General features: G+C 74.8%; 17 protein-coding genes. 12 read left to right on the top strand and 5 right to left on the bottom strand.

The genetic code is table 11. From position 1 onward, the window contains the following. Window positions 1–227: 227 nt before the first annotated feature. Complete coding sequence (locus ABZ493_RS07495) at window positions 228–2,762, top strand: helix-turn-helix transcriptional regulator (RefSeq protein ID WP_430581549.1); 2,535 nt, start codon at window positions 228–230, stop codon at window positions 2,760–2,762. A 6-nt stretch (window positions 2,763–2,768) separates the two neighbouring features. Here the strand turns inward: ABZ493_RS07495 and ABZ493_RS07490 are convergent, their stop codons facing one another. The 3 genes from ABZ493_RS07490 to ABZ493_RS07480 all read right to left on the bottom strand — a co-directional run bounded on the left by ABZ493_RS07490 (window position 2,769) and on the right by ABZ493_RS07480 (window position 6,943). Then, on the bottom strand, window positions 2,769–3,296 hold the full coding sequence (locus ABZ493_RS07490) for a signal peptidase I (RefSeq protein WP_430581548.1): 528 nt from the start codon (window positions 3,294–3,296) through the stop codon (window positions 2,769–2,771). 117 nt (window positions 3,297–3,413) lie between these two features. Further along, window positions 3,414–6,317 (bottom strand): BspA family leucine-rich repeat surface protein, encoded by a 2,904-nt coding sequence (locus ABZ493_RS07485; protein ID WP_430581547.1) that lies wholly within the window; start codon window positions 6,315–6,317, stop codon window positions 3,414–3,416. 98 nt (window positions 6,318–6,415) lie between these two features. Continuing rightward, complete coding sequence (locus tag ABZ493_RS07480) at window positions 6,416–6,943, bottom strand: alternate-type signal peptide domain-containing protein (RefSeq protein ID WP_430581546.1); 528 nt, start codon at window positions 6,941–6,943, stop codon at window positions 6,416–6,418. 274 nt (window positions 6,944–7,217) lie between these two features. On the opposite strand from ABZ493_RS07480, the gene ABZ493_RS07475 reads away from it, so the two are divergent. Further along, window positions 7,218–7,808: a GNAT family protein gene (locus ABZ493_RS07475; RefSeq protein WP_430581545.1), complete on the top strand. Its 591-nt coding sequence runs from the start codon at window positions 7,218–7,220 to the stop codon at window positions 7,806–7,808. Window positions 7,809–8,020: 212 nt separating this feature from the next. On the opposite strand, the gene ABZ493_RS07470 is transcribed toward ABZ493_RS07475, so the two are convergent. Next, window positions 8,021–8,839: an HAD-IB family hydrolase gene (locus ABZ493_RS07470; RefSeq protein ID WP_430581544.1), complete on the bottom strand. Its 819-nt coding sequence runs from the start codon at window positions 8,837–8,839 to the stop codon at window positions 8,021–8,023. Between the two features lie 104 nt (window positions 8,840–8,943). Here ABZ493_RS07470 and ABZ493_RS07465 point away from each other — a divergent pair, with 104 nt between their 5' ends. From ABZ493_RS07465 to ABZ493_RS07420, 10 genes are all read left to right on the top strand, one after another. Continuing rightward, window positions 8,944–9,591, top strand: coding sequence for a helix-turn-helix domain-containing protein (locus tag ABZ493_RS07465; RefSeq protein ID WP_430581543.1), 648 nt, complete (start codon window positions 8,944–8,946; stop codon window positions 9,589–9,591). Further along, window positions 9,588–10,928: an MFS transporter gene (locus ABZ493_RS07460; RefSeq protein WP_430581542.1), complete on the top strand. Its 1,341-nt coding sequence runs from the start codon at window positions 9,588–9,590 to the stop codon at window positions 10,926–10,928. The genes ABZ493_RS07465 and ABZ493_RS07460 overlap by 4 nt, the downstream gene beginning before the upstream one ends. A 90-nt stretch (window positions 10,929–11,018) precedes the next feature. Further along, window positions 11,019–11,855, top strand: a complete 837-nt coding sequence (gene ssd, locus ABZ493_RS07455) for a septum site-determining protein Ssd (RefSeq protein ID WP_430581541.1) — start codon at window positions 11,019–11,021, stop codon at window positions 11,853–11,855. Then, entirely contained in the window at window positions 11,852–12,403 is a 552-nt protein-coding gene (locus ABZ493_RS07450; RefSeq protein WP_430581540.1) for an ATPase, T2SS/T4P/T4SS family, read from the top strand. Before ssd ends, ABZ493_RS07450 begins: the two co-directional genes overlap by 4 nt. Next, window positions 12,385–13,011, top strand: coding sequence for an ATPase, T2SS/T4P/T4SS family (locus tag ABZ493_RS07445; RefSeq protein WP_430581539.1), 627 nt, complete (start codon window positions 12,385–12,387; stop codon window positions 13,009–13,011). Before ABZ493_RS07450 ends, ABZ493_RS07445 begins: the two co-directional genes overlap by 19 nt. Beyond that, window positions 12,999–13,715 (top strand): hypothetical protein, encoded by a 717-nt coding sequence (locus ABZ493_RS07440; RefSeq protein ID WP_430581538.1) that lies wholly within the window; start codon window positions 12,999–13,001, stop codon window positions 13,713–13,715. Before ABZ493_RS07445 ends, ABZ493_RS07440 begins: the two co-directional genes overlap by 13 nt. Next, a complete protein-coding gene (locus ABZ493_RS07435; RefSeq protein ID WP_430581537.1) occupies window positions 13,712–14,377 on the top strand; it encodes a secretion system protein in 666 nt (221 codons plus the stop codon). The genes ABZ493_RS07440 and ABZ493_RS07435 overlap by 4 nt, the downstream gene beginning before the upstream one ends. 145 nt (window positions 14,378–14,522) lie before the next feature. Further along, window positions 14,523–14,807: a DUF4244 domain-containing protein gene (locus ABZ493_RS07430; RefSeq protein ID WP_430581536.1), complete on the top strand. Its 285-nt coding sequence runs from the start codon at window positions 14,523–14,525 to the stop codon at window positions 14,805–14,807. Between the two features lie 32 nt (window positions 14,808–14,839). After that, window positions 14,840–15,211, top strand: coding sequence for a TadE family type IV pilus minor pilin (locus tag ABZ493_RS07425; protein ID WP_430581535.1), 372 nt, complete (start codon window positions 14,840–14,842; stop codon window positions 15,209–15,211). After that, window positions 15,208–15,663: an Rv3654c family TadE-like protein gene (locus tag ABZ493_RS07420; RefSeq protein ID WP_430581534.1), complete on the top strand. Its 456-nt coding sequence runs from the start codon at window positions 15,208–15,210 to the stop codon at window positions 15,661–15,663. Before ABZ493_RS07425 ends, ABZ493_RS07420 begins: the two co-directional genes overlap by 4 nt. Window positions 15,664–15,692: 29 nt before the next feature. On the opposite strand, the gene ABZ493_RS07415 is transcribed toward ABZ493_RS07420, so the two are convergent. Further along, on the bottom strand, window positions 15,693–16,550 hold the full coding sequence (locus ABZ493_RS07415; RefSeq protein ID WP_430581602.1) for a CoA ester lyase: 858 nt from the start codon (window positions 16,548–16,550) through the stop codon (window positions 15,693–15,695). Window positions 16,551–16,553: the final 3 nt, after the last annotated feature.

The following is a 16,553-nucleotide window of genomic DNA, read 5'->3' as shown; positions in this document are numbered from 1 at the left end:
GCCGGCGCGACGTGTCGCGCCCCGGGGACGGCGGCGCCCCGCGGGGCCCGCCGTCGGGAGTCTAGACCTCGCGCGTGACCGGGGTCACGCCGTCCCACGGTTCGGCCACCTTCCTTGCAAAATCGTCGGGCGCGCCCACCGGTGGCCGTCCTGACCCGTCGGCGGCATCCTGAGCAGGGCGTTCGCGACGAGTCCGGAGACTGGGCCGGCAGCAGGGAGGCGCGACGGTGACCTTCGTCCACCACAGGACCCTCGACGACGCGCTGCGATGGCTGCGCTCGGGGCACGACGTCCACGTCACCGGCGACGTCGGCGCAGGGCGCAGCACCGTCCTGCGGGCGCTGGCCGACGCACGGCGCTCCTCCGGTGCGGCCGTCGTCGAGCTCGCCGGGGCAGCGGGCGGGGAGGCCGTGCCGCTCGGCGCGTTCCTCACCCATCCCACGCTGCGGCCCCGCGGGACCGTCCCGAGGTGGGGAGCGACCGAGGCGGCGGCCGTCCTCGACGAGGCGCTCGCCGGTCGCCAGGCCACCGTCGTCGTCGACGACGCGCACCTGCTCGACCGCCCGTCGCTCGCCGTCGTCGACAGCGTGGCGCGGCTGCGGCGCGACCGGATGCGCCTCGTCACGACCGTCCCGCCGGGCGTGCCGGTCGACGGCGCGTGGTCCGTCCTCGTGCGGGGGGCCGCCGCGGTCCCGGTCGAGCCCCTGGGCGTGAACGAGGTGGCGACGCTGATCGGCGACCTCCTGGGCGGCCAGGTCGAGGGCAGCCTCGCGGCGACCGTGACCGGGCGGTCGGGCGGGAACCCGCGCGCCGCGGGCGCGCTGGTGGTCGCGGCGGCAGGGGCCGGCGCCGTCGCCCAGGTGCAGGGCCGGTGGTCGCAGGTGCACAACCTCGAGTCGGTGCCGACCGACTCCGTGGTGCACGGGCTGCTCGGCGGGCTCCCCGACACGTTGCGCCAGGGGCTCGAGGCGCTCGCCTGGTTCGGGCTGCTCGACGTCGACCACGCGGGCGTGCTGCTCGGCGAGGACCGGCTCGCCGCGCTCGACGCCGCCGGGAGGGTCGCCGTCGACGAGCGACCCGACGCCCGCCTCGTCGCGGTGAGCCCGCCCGTGCTCGCTCAGGCGCTGCGCGCCGGCCTCACCGGTGCGAGGCGGGCGGTGCTGCGCGAGCAGGCGGAGCAGATGCTCGGGGTCAGCAGACCCGCGGGCGGTGAGGACACCGGCGGGGACTCGCCGCTGGCGGCCCTCGCCGGGGCACCCGTGCCCGAGGACCAGCCGGTGCACCAGCAGGTCACGATCGTCACCGAGTCGGTGCGCACGCGGGCGGCATTGTGGTCGCACACGTGGGCGGCGCGGCGCGACGTCGCGAGCGCGCTCCCGCTGCTGCGGCTGCACCTCGTGGACGGCCTCGCCCCGGTGGAGGCGGACGAGATCTTCGCCGGCACCTCGCGGGCCCCGACCGACGACCCCGAGCAGGTGGCGGCCTACGTCGTCCTGCGCGGACAGTGGGCCGTGCAGGGAGGCGGGACGGCGCGCGAGGGGTTCCTGCACGACCCCGGCCCGTCCGGGCAGGTCGCGCTCGACGACGTCGGCGAGCCGTTCCTGCACTACCTCGACGACGTGTACGGCGAGCCCGAGCGCGCCCCGGACGCCGCGGCGTTCGACGTGGAGACCGACGTCCCGCGCTCCCTGCGTGGCTACGCCGTCGTCCAGCAGGTCCGGGCCGAGCTGGAGGCGGGCTCCCCCGACCGCGCGCTCGAGCTGCTGGGCAGCTGGCACGGCACGCCCCACCAGCGGCCCTACACGCACCGGCTGGACGCCCTGCGCGGTGACGCGCTGCTCATGGTGGGTCAGGTGGACGACGCCGTGACGTGGGCGCGCGAGCGCGTCAGCGCCGCCTACGACGAGGTCAGCCCGTTCGGCATCCGGCTGGCGGCGCGCGGGCTCGCGACCGCGCTGTTCCTGCGCGGCGACCACGACCGGGCCCTGCGCGCGCTGAGCGTGGTGCTGCGGCTCGGGCGCGTCGGCCCGGTGATGAGCCCCTACGACGAACGGATCTTCGCGCTCGCCGCGATGCTGCACGCCCGGGCCGGGCACCACGACCTCGCGCGGACCCTGCTCGACGAGCTGGAGCGCACCCCGCGCCCGTTCGTCCCCGTGCTCGACTTCATGCGGCCGTGGGCCCGGATGGAGGTGGAGCACGCGGCGACCGGCGGCGAACCCGACGGCGAGCCGCTGTGGGCCGCGGGGGAGGACCTGTGGGCGCGCGGCTGGACCGCGTCGGCCGTGTTCTGCTGGGCGCTCACGCCGCAGGTGCTCGACGACGCACGCCTCGCCCGACTGGAGGAGGGCTTCGGGGCCGTGCACGTGCCGCTGCTGGCGCCCGCCGTACGGCTGCACCGGCACCTCGCGCACGGCACCAGCGGCGTCGTCCTCGAGTCGTTGCGCGCCATGCGCACGCGCGGACCGCTGGCCCACGTCGCCCTCGCGACCGTGCAGCGGCGTCGTGCGGCCGAGGGGCGGGCCGCGCTCACCGCCGACGACGTCGCCGCGGCGACCGGCGCCACCACCGCGCGCACCGCCGTCGGCCCGGCGTCGCTCCTCACCGCCCGGGAGGACGAGATCGTGACCCTCGTGCGCGACGGCCTCGCCAACCGCGAGATCGCCAGCCGCCTCTTCCTGTCCGTGCGGACCGTCGAGAGCCATCTGTACCGGGCGATGCAGAAGCTGGGCGTCTCCGACCGGCGGCAGCTCGGCGGGTGACGGCGGTCAGGCCGCCTGCTCGTCCTGCGGAGCGCGGCGCCCATGCCAGGCGCGCCACCACAGACTGACCGCCCAGAGGAGGAACACGCCGGCGACGACGTACACGGCCACCGAGCGCTGCTCACCGTTGACGGCGGAGTTGACGTACCCCAGCCACGGGACGGCATAGGCGACGCGGCCGCGCACCTGGTACTCCTGCACGGGGTCGTCGGCGGTGGCGTTCGCGTCGCCCTGCACGGTGAAGGTCCGCGAGCCGTCCTGGTGGTTGTCGATCGCGATGACGCGGTGCGTGATCGCCGTCGGGTCGTCCGGGTTGGGCAGGTAGGTGACGATGTCGCCGATGCGGACGTCCTCCGGCTCGACCGGCAGGACGACGGCGAGGGAGCCGACCGGCAGGTTCGGCTCCATCGACCCCGACAGGATGGTCAGCGGGATGCCGCCCATCATCTTCGGCACCACGATCACCACCGCCGCCAGCAGCAGCACCAGGCCCAGCAGGCCGTACGTGAACCCCGTCCACAGGCCCGACAGCACCGGGTGCCGGTCCTGCCGGCCGCGGTCAGGTTCCGCCGCCGGTCCGTTTGCCGCGTCGTCCGCGATGATGTCGACCTCCCCCGGTCGTCCGCGAGGGGCCTGCCTCGCGGGCGTTGCTCAGTCTGCCTGGTCGTTCTCCGACGTCGCCATCGGGCGTGCCGACGACGGCGTGGCGGCGGCCGCCTCGTCCTCGAGCCGCTGCACGATCTCATCGGCGCTGCCCGCGCCGAGCAGCGCGTCGACGGCGTCCGCCGCCTCCTGGAGCGCCCGGAGCGACTCGTCGGTGCCCGACTCCTGCGCCTGCTCCCACGCCTCCTCGAGCGCGTCGACCGCCTGCTTCGCGTCCTCTGAGCCCTCCGCGCCCGCCGTTCCGGCCGGCTCCTCGGGGGCGAGCGACTCGTCGGCGATGTCGTCGGCGCCGTCGTCGGCGCCGTCGGCGGTGGTGTCGGCGGTGGTGTCCGTGGTCTCCGGGTCGGTGCCGGCACCCGGCGTCGTCGTGGCGCCGGACGCGGCGTCGTCCGCCGGCCCGTCAGCAGCCTTCGCCTTCGAGCTGTCGGTCTGCGTGTCGGACGACGGTGCCTGCTCGGCCGCGGATGGCGTGCCGCCCCAGTTCGGCTCGGTGAGGGCGCCCGCTCCGGTGGCGAAGTCGACGTGGGTCGTGACCGTCGAGACGTCCCACGCACTCAGGTTCCCGACCATCGACGACGCGCTGCGGAACATGGCGTCCATGGCCGTGACCTTGCCGGTGTTCCACATGGTGAGGTCGCCGTTGAAGCTGCTCGCGCCGTCGAACATGTGGGACATGTCGGTGACATGGGCGGTGCCCGTGCCCGGCCGCCACTTGACCTCCTTCGAGAAGGCCCGAGCGTTCTGGAACATGCCCTTCATCGTCGTCACCGAGCTCACGTCCCACTGGTCGAGAGCCTGGTTGAACCCGGAGTCGGCAAACATGTAGGACATGTCCTCGACGTTCTGGGTCTTGCTTCCCCAGTTGTTGAGGGACTTGGACAGCTCCTTGGTGCCGCGGAACATCGCGGACATGGTGACGACGCTCGACACGTCCCAGCGGGGGAGCTGCCCGCCCGAGTAGTCGACCGCGTTCTCGAACATGTGCGACATGTCGGCGACGGAGCTGACGTCCCAGCCCGGGAACGTCGCGGCAAGGCTCGCTGCGTCCTCGAACGTGCTCTTCATGGTCGTGACGGAGCTGACGTCCCAGCTCCCGATCCCGGCTCCGGCCGTGCCTGTGAAGCTCGTCGCCCGGCGGAACATGGCCTCCATGGTGGTGAGGCTCGACGTGGTCCACGCCGACAGGTCGCCGTCGAACGCGGCGGCGCCGTCGAACATCGACCGCATGGTGGTGACCTGCGAGACGTCCCACTCGCGGATCGTCCCGTCGTAGTTCTCCGCACCGGCGAACATGAAGCTCATGTCCTCCACGGCGGAGGTGTTCCACCCCTGGACGTCGCCGTCGAAGGTCGCCGCCCCGTCGAACATGTGGGCCATCGTGGTGACGTGCGCCGTGTTCCAGCGGTTGCCGTCGGTGTTGAGGTTCTGGTTCAGGGCGGAGGCGCCCTGGAACATCGCGGACATGTTCGTGACGCTCGAGGTGTCCCACGTCTCCAGGGCACGGTTGAACGCCGTCGCTCCGCGGAACATGGCCGACATGTCCGTGACGGACGACGTGTCCCACATCCGGAGGTCGTGGTCGAACAGCGACGCGCCGTCGAACATGTGCGCCATCGAGGTGACCTTCGAGGTGTCCCAGTTCTGCACGGTGTCGCCGTCCGCCCAGGTGCCGCCGGTGTAGCTCGTGGTGCCCTGGAACATCGCCTCCATGGTGGTGACGTTGCTCGTGTCGGTGAACTTGACCGGGCCGGTGAAGCTCGTCGCGCCCGCGAACATGAAGGACATGTCGGTGACGCTGGAGGTGTCCCAGGAGATGTTGCTCTGCTTGAACGTCGTGGCGCCGTCGAACATGTGGGCCATGGTGGTGACCTTGGACGGGGTCCATTCCCCGATGTAGATGCCCTGCTCGGCGGTCGACGCGGTGCCCGCATCGTTGAACGCGTACGCGGCGTCCGTGAGCCCGTTCGGCAGGGAACCGACGTACTGGAGGTGGCTGGCGTTGAGGAAGGCGTACCGCGCCGACGTCGACCCGATGTTGTCCGTCCATCCCTGGACGTGGGTGAGTCCGCCGATCTGCTCGACGGTCTGCTCCTTCGAGCCGAAACCCTCGAACGTCCCGGTGATGCCGATGTAGGCGCCCTCGGAGGTGTAGACGGGGGACTCGTTGTAGCCGTCCTTGGCTGCCGTGGTCGTGTTGCCCCAGTTGATGGTCGTGTCCTCGCCCGGGTTGGTGAGGTAGAAGCCCACCTTGTGGTCGGCGTCGTCCGCGAGCGTGAAGCTCAGGTTGACCGTGCCGCCGGGGGCCGAGCTCCGGCTCGTGATGAGGGTGCCCGCATCGAGCGTCGCCGTGTCCGTCCACGAGTGGCCGTTGCTCAGCGTGACGGTGAGCTTGCTGAGGTCGATCGTCTCGGTCCCGGCCGGCAGGCTCGCGTCGGCGGAGACGGTGAGCTTGAGGCCGACCGTCTTCTGGCCGGTGGACTCCGATGTGCCGCCCGGGATCGTCGCCGGGTCCGACGCGACCGACAGCGCGATGTGGTCCTCGATCGCGGCGGGCATGAAGGCACCGGTGACCCCCGGCTCGAACGACGCCTCGAGGTTGTCCCCGACGGCGGTGACGGGCACGTTCCAGACCGTGTACGTGAGCGTGGTGCCGGCGCTGAGCCGGTCCTCGGCGGGGTCGAACGCGGCCCAGCCCTTGGTCCACGACCCGCCGGTGACGGCGTCGGTCCCGATCGCCAGGCTCCCCGTGGTGACCGTCCCCCCGACCGGCGTGGAGGCGTTCCACGCCGCGAACGAGCCCGCACCCGGCAGCGTGACGAGCAGGGCCGCAACGGCTGCCATCGCGAGCAGCATCGCCCGCAGCGGGTTCGTGGACCGGACCTGGCGCGTCATCTCATACCTGTCTTCGTGTCGCAGGGACGTGATGGTGGTGACCGCGGGCGGCGACGCTCGGGGGAGGAGCAAGCCGCCGCCCGCGGCGGTTCAGACGCTCAGTTCGTGACCTGGGTCAGCTTGACCGCGATGTCGTCCAGCGTGACCGCGGCGGCCTGGCCGGCGTTCGAGCCGGTGCTCGCGTACGCGACGGTGACGGTGACCGGCAGGTCCTGCGCCGTCTTGACGCTGGTGTCGATGGCGCTCTGGTCGACCGTGACGTCGACGGTCACGTCTTCGCCGAACTCGTTGGCGATACTCGCGGTGGTGTCGATGTCCGACTGGATCACCAGGTTGTCGCCGTAGGCGATGACCTTGGCGGTGTCCCGGCGCACGAGCGTGTCGCCCGGCACCATGCGGAAGTCGGCGATGGAGGTGATCGGCGAGTCGTCGCTCGTGTCGGTCCACTCGCCCTTCTCGTAGCTGTCGACCTTCAGTTCACCGGCCGTGACGGTGTCGCCCTGTCCGACGCTGAGGTCCGCGTTCCACGCGGCGAACGTCCCGGCCCCGCCCAGCAGGACGGCGATGCCGGCAGCAGCGGCGACGGTGCCCTTGACGGCACCCTTCTTCGTGGTCGTGTTCGTCATTTTTCTGTTCCTCCCCTGTGGGCTGAGGTCTGACGCTCGCTGCGCCTGACACATCCACGGTCGGCGACCGTCGTCGCGCGCGGGGAATGCACGGCACCGGCCGTAGGTACGGCCGCGCCCACGACCTGGGGCGACGTCCGTCGTCGTCCGCGAGTGCAGTAGCCCGGGGCACTACTGAGCCGGCCGTCCGCAGTAGCCCCGAGCACGGGTGGCGCGTCGCGGGACGGGGCGAAAAGTCCGGGCTTCTGTCGTCGGGCCCTGGTAGATGTCGACCATGGCGACCCCCTACGTGTCCTGGCCGCGCGAGGCGGGCGACCTCCGCCTGCGCGTCCCGACGAGCCGCGACGTCGACCGCGTGCTGGCGTGGCGCAACGAGCCCGACGTGACCCGGTGGCTGCTGCGCACCACGCAGGACGGCGACGAGCTGCGGGCGTCATGGCGCCGCGCGCTCGACGACCCCTACGACCAGGTGGTCCTGGCCGACCTGGACGGCGTCGTCGTCGCGACCGGCATGCTGGAGGTGAGCGACGGGATGGGCCAGCCACAGGGCGACTCGTGGCGCCGTGCCGAGGGCTCGATCGGCTACCTCGTCGACCCGGCGTACGCGGGGCGGGGGATCGCGACCGCCCTCGCGGGCGCCCTGCTCGACGTCGCGTTCACCGACCTGGGCCTGCACCGCGTGACCGCCGGCTGCTTCGCGGCGAACGACGCGTCGTGGCGGGTCATGGAGAAGCTCGGGATGCGCCGCGAGCAGCACGGCGTCCGCGACTCGTGGCACGACGAGCTGGGCTGGGTCGACGGCTACACCTACGGCGTCCTCGCGGACGAGTGGGCGGGCGTCCCCGAGCGGCAGCCCGCCGACTGAGGCGCCGGGCCCGGACACGAGGACGGCGCCCGGGTTGCAGGACACCGAGCGCCGTTCTCGCCAGCCCGGACGTGGGTAGCAGGCGCTTGGTCCGATCACTGGGTGGGGTCGTTCCCACCGAGTGGGTCCTCAACCGGGGACTTCCTTAGCGTGGGTCCCTCGTCCGGCTGTTCCCTTCCATGGAACGCCCGCCCGCCCAGGGGTGCAAGCGCTCAGGCGTGCCGACGCCGCCACCAGCGGCGGAGCAACCAGGCGGCCACGGCGGCGAGGACGATGCCGCCCGCGGCGAGCGCCACGGCGGGCGGCCGGATCGCGGAGCGCAGCGCGACGGGCCGGGAGAACGTGAGCACGCCCCAGCCGTTCTCGGCGGCCACGCGCCGCAGCGACTTGTCCGGGTTGACGGCGAAGCCGTGGCCGACGGCGCCCAGCATCGGGGCGTCGGTGACCGAGTCGGAGTAGGCGTAGGAGCGCTCGAGGTCGTAGCCGCGCCGGGCCGCGAGCTCGCGCACGGCCTCGGCCTTCTGCTCCCCGTAGGCGTAGAACTCGATCTCCCCGGTGTACCGGCCGTCGTCGACGGCCATGCGGGTGGCGACGACGTGGTCGGCGCCCAGCACGGTGGCGATCGGCTCGACGAGCTCGGTGCCGGAGGCGGAGACGATGACGACGTCGTGCCCGAGCTCGTGGTGCTCGGCGATGAGCTCCACGGCCTCGGCGTAGACGTAGGGGTCGATGAGCTCGTGCACGGTCTCGGCGACGATCTGCTGCACCTTGCTCACCTCCCACCCGGTGGCGAGCTCGGACAGGTGCTTGCGCATCCGCTCGGTCTGGTCGGCGTCGGCGTTGCCGGCGTAGAAGAGGAGGTGCGCGTACGCGCTGCGCAGCACGTCCCCGCGGGTGATGAGGCCCCCGGCATAGAACGGCTTGGAGAACGCCGCCGACGAGCTCGTCGCGATGATCGTCTTGTCGAGGTCGAAGAACGCCGCGACGCGCGCCGGTGCCGCCTCGCGCGGTCCGGGTCGCTGGTCGGTCACGGGGCGAGCCTAGCCGTGCGGGTCGCGGGGTCGGGCCGGATCTCATGCACAACTGTTGTGCAGAAGTCTTGTGCAGAAGAGTTGTGCACGGTTACTGTGCACGCATGGAACCGGAGCGCCCCTACACCCACCTCGAGCTGACCGCAGAGGCCGCCAAGGTGCTCGCCCACCCGTTGCGCTCGCGGCTGCTCGGCGCGCTGCGGCGCGGCGGTCCTGCGTCGGCGACGGCGCTCGCGGCCGAGCTGGCCACGAACACGGGGGCGACCAGCTACCACCTGCGCAAGCTGGAGTCCGTCGGCCTCGTGACCGACACGGAGGAGGGGCGCGGCAAGGAGCGGCTCTGGGCGGCGGCCACGCAGAGCCACGGCTGGCGCGACTCCGACTTCGGTGGCGACGAGGACGCGCAGACCGCGCTCGGCTGGCTGGTGCGCGACTACCACCGGCAGTTCGACACGAACTACGCCCACTGGCTCGACGTCGCCGACAGCTGGCCGAAGGAGTGGACCGACGTGGCCGGCATGACCGACACCTGGGTCGAGGTCACGCCCGAGCAGGCGGCGGAGATGGCGGAGGAGCTCGAGGGCGTCGTCAACAAGTACCTGCGCGTCGGCACCGGCGACCCCCGCGCCCGGCGCCTGCACCTGTGGCGCTTCCTGTTCCCGCTCGACGCCGACGACGTGCCCGACACCGGGACCGCCGCCGTCGACGAGGGTTCCGAGAGCGCCTCCTCGACCAAGGACGACGAGTCATGAGCCCGCAGCGCGTCTTCCTCCTGCTCACCGCCACGCGGTGGTTCCCCGTCGGTCTGGTCGTCACCGTCACGACACTGCTGCCGATCGAGCGTGGCCTCACCGTGGGCCAGACCCTCACCCTCGCCTCGGTGATGGGCCTCGTCGTGTTCGCGCTCGAGCTCCCGACCGGCGGCACCGCCGACGCCGTCGGGCGGCGCCCGATGCTCATCGCCTCCGCCGTGGTGCAGGTGCTGGCGGCCACCACCTTCCTGCTGGCGCAGTCCTTCTGGGCCTTTCTCGTCGCGTCGGGGCTCATGGGCATGTTCCGGGCGCTGGACTCCGGCCCGCTCGAGGCGTGGTTCGTCGACGCCGTGCACGCGAAGCATCCCGGGGCCGACGTCGACCGCACGCTCGCCCACCAGGGCACCGTCCTCGGGGTGTCGATCGCCCTCGGCGCGCTCGTGTCCGGCGGGCTGATCTGGTGGCACCCGTTCGCCGCGTGGTCGGCGCTCGCGCTCCCGTACGCCGCGTACTGCGTGCTCGCCGTCGTGCACCTGGTGATGGTCGTGCTGCTGGTGCGGGAGGTACGCCCGCGGACGGTCGCACGCGGCGTCGCCCTGGTCGAGGCCGTCAGGCCGGTCGGTGCGCGGGCCCGGTGGGGCGTGGCGCTGCGGTCGGTCACGAGCGCGGCGCGGCAGGCGCCTGCGAGCATCGCGTCGGGGCTGCGGCTGGCCCGGGACAACCGGGTGCTGCGCGGGCTGCTGCTCGTCGAGATCTTCGCCGCGGCGGCGATGGTGGTCTTCGAGTCCCTGCAACCCGTGCGGCTCGCGGAGCTGCTGGGCGGCGAGGCGCAGGCAGCCGCCGTCATGGGGCCCGTCGCCTCGGTCGGCTGGGGAGCGTTCGCCCTCGGCGCGGCCCTGTGCGGCTTCGCCAGCCGCCGGTTCGGGGTGGCCCGCACGGCGATGGCCGCCCGCGTGCTCAACGGCCTCGGGGCCGTCTGGATGGGTCTGGCCGCAGGGCCCGTGATGCTGGTGGTCGCCTACCTCGTCACCTACGGGCTGCACGGCAGCTCGGGTCCGGGCTACAGCGCTCTGCTGCACCGCGAGGCGCGGCGCGACAACCGGTCCACCGTGCTGTCCATGGCGTCGATGGTGGGGTTCGCGTCGTACGCCGTCGTGTCACCCGCACTCGGCTGGGTGGCGCAGACGGCGTCGACGCCGCTCGCGATGGTGCTCGGCGGCGCGTTCAGCGTGCTCGGCGTCCTGTGCTTCCTGCCGGCGCTGCGCGCGGAGCGGGAGCGGGGCCGCCGAGCCGTCGACGTGGTGGACGACGTCCCGCAGGACGCCGCCGCGGCCTGACGCCGCACGGAGCCCGCCCCCAGGTGGGCGTCGTCCACAGATCGCCGCTTACCGGGCCGGCGTCCATGCGCCGCGGACCAGCCTGGGCGCATGGACGACGACGCACCCACCCGCACGTTGACCCGGCCGCCGAGCCCTGAGTTGGTCGACACCAGGCCGACGACCGCGTGGCCCCCGCCCGGACCCGCGCCGTGGCCGCCGGGTCGCGGCCGCCGCACGGTCGCCGTCGTCGGCGCGTGCGGCGGCGCCGGGGTGAGCACCTTGGCCGCGGCCCTCGCCCAGGGGCTGCGGCGGGCCGGGGAGGGCGCCGTCCTCGTGGACCTCGACCTGCCCGGCCCCGGCGCCGACGTGCTGCTCGGCATCGAGGACGAGCCCGGCGCCCGCTGGACCGAGCTGGCCGCCGCCCGCGGTGACGTGGACGGCGCCGGCCTGGTCGCGGCGCTGCCCCGCTGGCACTCGGTGCCCGTGCTCTCCGGGTCCCGGTTGAGCCCCGCCCGTCCCGACGACGCGGTCGTGGTGGACGTCTGCACCGGGCTGCTCCGCGGCGGCGAGACCGTGGTGCTCGACCTGCCCCGGCCCGCGGCCTGGACCGCGGCCGCACGCCTGCTCGTGACCTCCGCCGACGTCGTCCTGCTCGTCGTGCCGTGCACGGCCCCGGGCGTCGCCGGGGCGCTCGCGACCTGGGCGGAGCTCGTCGAGCTCGGCGTGCGGGACCCGTGGCTCGTCGCCCGACGCCCGGCTCCCGGCCGCGTCGACGCCGCCGCCCTGGGGGACGCCGTCGGGCTGCCGGTGGTCACGACCGTGCGCACGGACCCCCGCCTGGCCGCCGCCGTCGACCGCGGCGACGGCCCGCCCGCCGGCCGACGGACCCCGCTCGGGCGTGCCGTGGCCCCGCTGGTCACGGCGCTCGCGGGAGGGCGGTCATGACCGGCCGCGCGCTCGTCGACCGCGACCTGCTCGACGACGTCCGGGCACGCGTCGGCGGGTCCGGCGCGGCGCTCGACGACGCCGCCGTGCGTGACGCGTTGCGGGCCACCGGACGCGTGTTCGGTTCGGCGGCGCTGGCCGACCTGACCCGCGCCGCGCGGGCGGAGCTCACCGGCGCCGGGCCGCTGCAGGAGCTGCTCGACGCGCCCGACGTCACCGACGTGCTCGTCAACGGCCCGCGCGACGTCTGGGTGGACCGTGGCGACGGCCTGCACCGCGTGGACCTCGATCTCGGCACTCCCGACGCCGTGCGGGCGCTCGCCGTGCGGATGGCGGCCGTCGCCGGCCAGCGCCTCGACGACGCGGCCCCGACCGTCGACGCCCGGATGCCCGACGGCACCCGGCTGCACGCCGTGGTGGAGCCCGTCGCGCCCGCGGGGGCGGTCATCGCGCTCCGCGTGCTGCGGCAGGCGGCGCACTCCGTGGCGTCGCTCGTGTCCGGCGGCGCGCTGCCGCCGGGTGGGAGGGCGTGCTGCGGGGCCTGGTGACCGGCCGGGCCAACCTCCTCGTGACGGGCGGCACCGGCACGGGCAAGACGACCCTGCTCGCCGCGCTGCTCTCCCTGGTGCCTCCCGCCGAGCGGGTGCTCGTGGTCGAGGAGGCCCGCGAGCTCGCGCCGCAGCACCGGCACGTCGTGTCCCTCGCGGCCCGGCGCCCCAACGTCGAGGGCGTGGGCGAGGTGACGCTCACCGAGCTGGTGCGCGGTGCACTGCGGATGCGGCCCGACCGGATCGTCGTGGGCGAGTGCCGCGGCGCCGAGGTCCGCGAGCTGCTCCTGGCGATGAACACCGGGCACGACGGCGGGATGGCCACCGTGCACGCCAACGCCGTCGAGCACGTGCCCGCGCGGCTCGAGGCGCTCGCGGCCCTCGCGGGGATGCCGCGCGACGCGGTCGCCGCGCAGGCGGCCGCGGCGCTGGACGTGGTGCTCCACCTGCGACGGCGCGGCGGGCGGCGACACCTCGCCGAGCTCGGCCTCGTCGGGCGTGGCGACGACGGTCGGCTGGTGGTCCGCCGCGCGGCGACGTGGGAGCCGGGCGCGGACCCACGGCCCGACGTCGCGTGGGAGGAGCTCACGGGGCGGTGGACGTCGTGACGGACCTCGGCGCCGGTCTCGGCGGGGGCGCAGACCTGGCGTCCGGACCGGCCGCGGTCGGGCTCTGGGTGGCGCTCGCCGCGTGGCTCGTGCTGGCGCGCGGCGGACGGCGCCCGGGCGCTCTCGCTCGCCCCGCGATCGCGCGCTCCGGTTCCCGACGCGCGGTGCTGCTCCACCGCGGACGGGACGCGTCGACCGAGGCGGACGCGGTGCGGGTCGCCGTCGCCCAGGTCGTGGCGCTGCTGCGGGCCGGGGCCCCGCCGGCAGCGGCCTGGTCGCGGGCGCTCGGGGTGCCGGTCGACACCACGGGCGTCCCCGACCAGGCGGCCCTGGCGCCGATGGTCGGCGGGGCCCGCCATGCCCGGTCGGTGGTGGCCGCGACGGTGCTCGCGCGGGACGTCGGTGCGCCCCTGGCGTCGGTGCTGGACGCCGTGTCGGGGGCGCTCGTGGCCGAGGCGGAGGCCCGAGCGGAGCGGGACGCGTCGTTGGCCGGACCGCGGGCGACCGCGCGGGTGCTGATGTGGCTGCCCCTGCTGGGGGCCGCGCTCGGCTGGGTGCTGGGCGCCGACCCGCTGGCGACGGCGCTCGACGGCGGCGTCGGATCCGCCGCGGTCGGCCTCGGACTCCTGCTGCTCGCGGCCGGATGGGCATGGACCCGTCGGCTGGTCGCGGCGGCGCGAACGGCGGGGGAGGAGGCGGCATGAGTGTGGTCCCGGTCGGGACGGTCACCGTCTCCGGCGCAGCGTGGACGGTCCTGGTGGCCGTGCTGCTCGCGGTCACGCCCTGGTGGCTGGCACGCCGCGCCGCCGACAGGCGGGTGGCGGGCCTTGCCGTGGACGGTCGCGCGCCCTCGGACGCCGAAGGACCGGAGGCGGATCCGGTGGACGTGCCCGTCGTGCTGGAGCTCGTCGGGGCCGCCCTGCGCGCCGGAGCAGGGGTGCCGCGGGCCCTCGAAGCCACGGGATCGGCGCTCGCCGGGACGAGGGCCTCCGGGGCTCCTGGAGCTCCTGCGACACCGATGATCTCCGGCGCGAGGTCCGCCGACGGCGCGGCACTGCGTGCAGCGGCCGACGCGCTGCGGCTCGGCGCGGACTGGGACGGCGCGTGGCGCGGTGCGCCGGGCCGGCTCGGCCCTGCCCAGCGGGCGCTGCGCGGGGCATGGACCGACGGGGCGTCCCCGACCGGCGCGTTGCGGGCCGCGGGAGAGGAGCTGCTCCGCGCCCGTCGCGCGGCCGCCCGGACGGCCGCGGCCCGCCTCGCGGTGCGCCTCGTGCTTCCGCTCGGCGCCTGCTACCTGCCGGCGTTCGTGCTGGTCGGCCTGGTGCCCGTGCTGCTCGCGCTGGGCATCGACCTGCTGTCCGGGTGACGTGCCCGGCTCACGACGACCCGGGCGCCGCCCGGGTCCACCGCGTCCGCCCGGCCGGGCGGACGCGACACGACCGGTCCGGCGAGTCGGGCGCAGGTCGCGAGAGGAACACCGCAAGAAACCCACGAAGGGAGCACGAGGAGCCATGACGAACGAGGACGAGGGCCGCGCGGCGGCCGAGAGCGAGCAGGAGTCGGGGACGACGGGCACGGGGGCGAGGGTGTCAGCCGACGGCCGGGAGCCCTCCGCGGGGTCGGCCGCGGGGCCGCCGTCCGAGCGCCCGGACCCGGAGGCGGGGCTCGCCACCGCGGAGTACGCCGTCGCCACCGTGGCGGCGGTCGGGTTCGCCGGCCTGCTGATCGCGGTGCTGAAGAGCGGCACCGTGCGCGGCCTGCTGGAGAACATCATCAGCTCGGCCCTGTCGATCTGATGCGCCCGCACCGCAACAGAGGAGCCCGCACGGTGCGGGTGCCGGGAGGGCCGGCCCGCGAGGGCGCCGGCGGCGAGCGGGGCGCGGTCACGGCCGAGCTCGCCGTCGGGCTGCCGGTGGTGGTCCTCCTGCTGGTCGCGGTGCTCAGCCTCGCGGCCGCGTCCACGGCGCAGATGCGCGCCCTGGACGCGGCCCGGGCCGGGGCGCGTGCCTACGCCATCGGGGAGGACGACGCGGCGGCGCGGCTGGCCGTCGCGCAGGTCGGCGGCGACGACGCGGAGCTGAGCGTCACCCGGGACGGCACGTGGGTGCGGGTCACGGTCACCCGGCCCGTCGTGGGCGGCTGGTTCGCCGGCGCGCCCGTGCGGGCGTCCGGGGACGCGACGGCGTGGGTCGAGCCGTGACGGCGCCAGCACGTGCCGCGGACGCGGAGCGCGCGGGCGCGTCGCGAGGCGACCGCGCACCTCGGGACGACCGGAGGGCAGCGAGCCGCGAGCGCGGGGCGGGGACGGTCCTCGTGCTCGCACTGGCGGCGGTGGTTGTGCTGCTCGCGCTGGCCGTCGGTGCGCTGGGGGCCGCGCAGCGCGCACGAGGGTCGGCCCAGGCCGCGGCGGACCTCGGCGCGCTCGCCGCCGCGACGGCGTGGCGGCAGGGCGCGGATCCCTGCGCGACGGCGGCCGAGGCGGTCCGCCGCAACGGCGGGGAGGTGGTGTCGTGCGCCCCGGAGGACGGCGGTGTCGTCGGTGTCAGCGCGTCGCGGGCCGCCGTCGGGCCGGAGGTGGGGCCGTGGGCGGGCGCGCTCGGCGACGCCAGCGCGCACGCCCGCGCCGGGCCACGGCCCGGGCCGTCGCCGTGAGGCGGGACCGGGCCGGGACGCGGCGGAGATCAGGAGGGGTTGACGTTGAACAGCGCGGCACGCTCGCTGATCTTGCGGGCGCGGGCCAGGCGGGGCTTGTCGGAGCCGTCGCGGATCACGGAGCCGGAGGCCTCGAAGTCGGCCAGGAAGTCGATCGCCCACGCGACGTCGGCGCTGGACGGGCTGAAGGACTCGTTGATGACGGCCGGCGTCTCCAGGTCCAGGCAGAGCTTGGCGGTGAGGCCGAGGGCCACACCGTCCGCCGACTGCTCGCGCAGCAGCGCGTGGCTGGTGCCGACGGTGGGGCCGTCGATCGGGCCGGGCAGCCCGCCGATCCGGCTGGCGGTGACGAGGCGCGAGCGCGGGTACGCCATCGCGAGCGACTCGTTGGCGGTACCCGTGTCACGACGGTAGTCGCCGGAGCCGAACGCGAGGCGGAAGGCACCGGGGGCGCGCGCGATGCTCACGGCGTCTTCGATACCCAGCGCCGACTCGACCAGCGGGATCACCGGCACGCTGCCGCCGAGCCGCTGGGCGGTGTCGACGACCTGGTCGGGCGACTCGGTCTTGGCGAGCATGACGCCGCGCAGGCCCTTCGAGTCCCAGAGGGCGCGGACGTCGTCGGCCCAGGCCTGCGAGCCGCGCTCGTTGATGCGCACCCAGGCGCGGCCCCCCGCGGAGAACCAGTCGAGCACCTTCTGGCGGGCCTCGTCCTTGCGGCTGTCGTCGACGGCGTCCTCGCAGTCGAGGATCACCTGGTCGGCACGGGAGAGCTGGGCGGCGTCGAACATGTCGTCGCGCAGGGCCGACAGCAGCAGCCACGAGCGGGAGTTGGCTGGGTCGACGCGCGTGTCCTCGCGGGAACGGCGGCGTTCGGCGAGGTCGATCTC

Origin of the sequence: Isoptericola sp. NPDC019482 (assembly GCF_040632295.1) — a bacterium.
Classification (GTDB): Bacteria; Actinomycetota; Actinomycetes; order Actinomycetales; family Cellulomonadaceae; genus Isoptericola.
Note: the sequence above shows the minus strand (reverse complement) of the source record. Positions and strands in the feature narration are given on the sequence as shown.

Excerpts from the sequence above, each read along its gene's own strand:
- ABZ493_RS07485 (WP_430581547.1), bottom strand. The coding sequence starts at position 6,317 with ATGACGCGCCAGGTCCGGTCCACGAACCCGCTGCGGGCGATGCTGCTC.
- ABZ493_RS07480 (WP_430581546.1), bottom strand. The coding sequence starts at position 6,943 with ATGACGAACACGACCACGAAGAAGGGTGCCGTCAAGGGCACCGTCGCC.
- ABZ493_RS07475 (WP_430581545.1), top strand. The coding sequence starts at position 7,218 with ATGGCGACCCCCTACGTGTCCTGGCCGCGCGAGGCGGGCGACCTCCGC.
- ABZ493_RS07465 (WP_430581543.1), top strand. The coding sequence starts at position 8,944 with ATGGAACCGGAGCGCCCCTACACCCACCTCGAGCTGACCGCAGAGGCC.
- ABZ493_RS07460 (WP_430581542.1), top strand. The coding sequence starts at position 9,588 with ATGAGCCCGCAGCGCGTCTTCCTCCTGCTCACCGCCACGCGGTGGTTC.
- ssd (WP_430581541.1), top strand. The coding sequence starts at position 11,019 with ATGGACGACGACGCACCCACCCGCACGTTGACCCGGCCGCCGAGCCCT.
- ABZ493_RS07450 (WP_430581540.1), top strand. The coding sequence starts at position 11,852 with ATGACCGGCCGCGCGCTCGTCGACCGCGACCTGCTCGACGACGTCCGG.
- ABZ493_RS07435 (WP_430581537.1), top strand. The coding sequence starts at position 13,712 with ATGAGTGTGGTCCCGGTCGGGACGGTCACCGTCTCCGGCGCAGCGTGG.
- ABZ493_RS07430 (WP_430581536.1), top strand. The coding sequence starts at position 14,523 with ATGACGAACGAGGACGAGGGCCGCGCGGCGGCCGAGAGCGAGCAGGAG.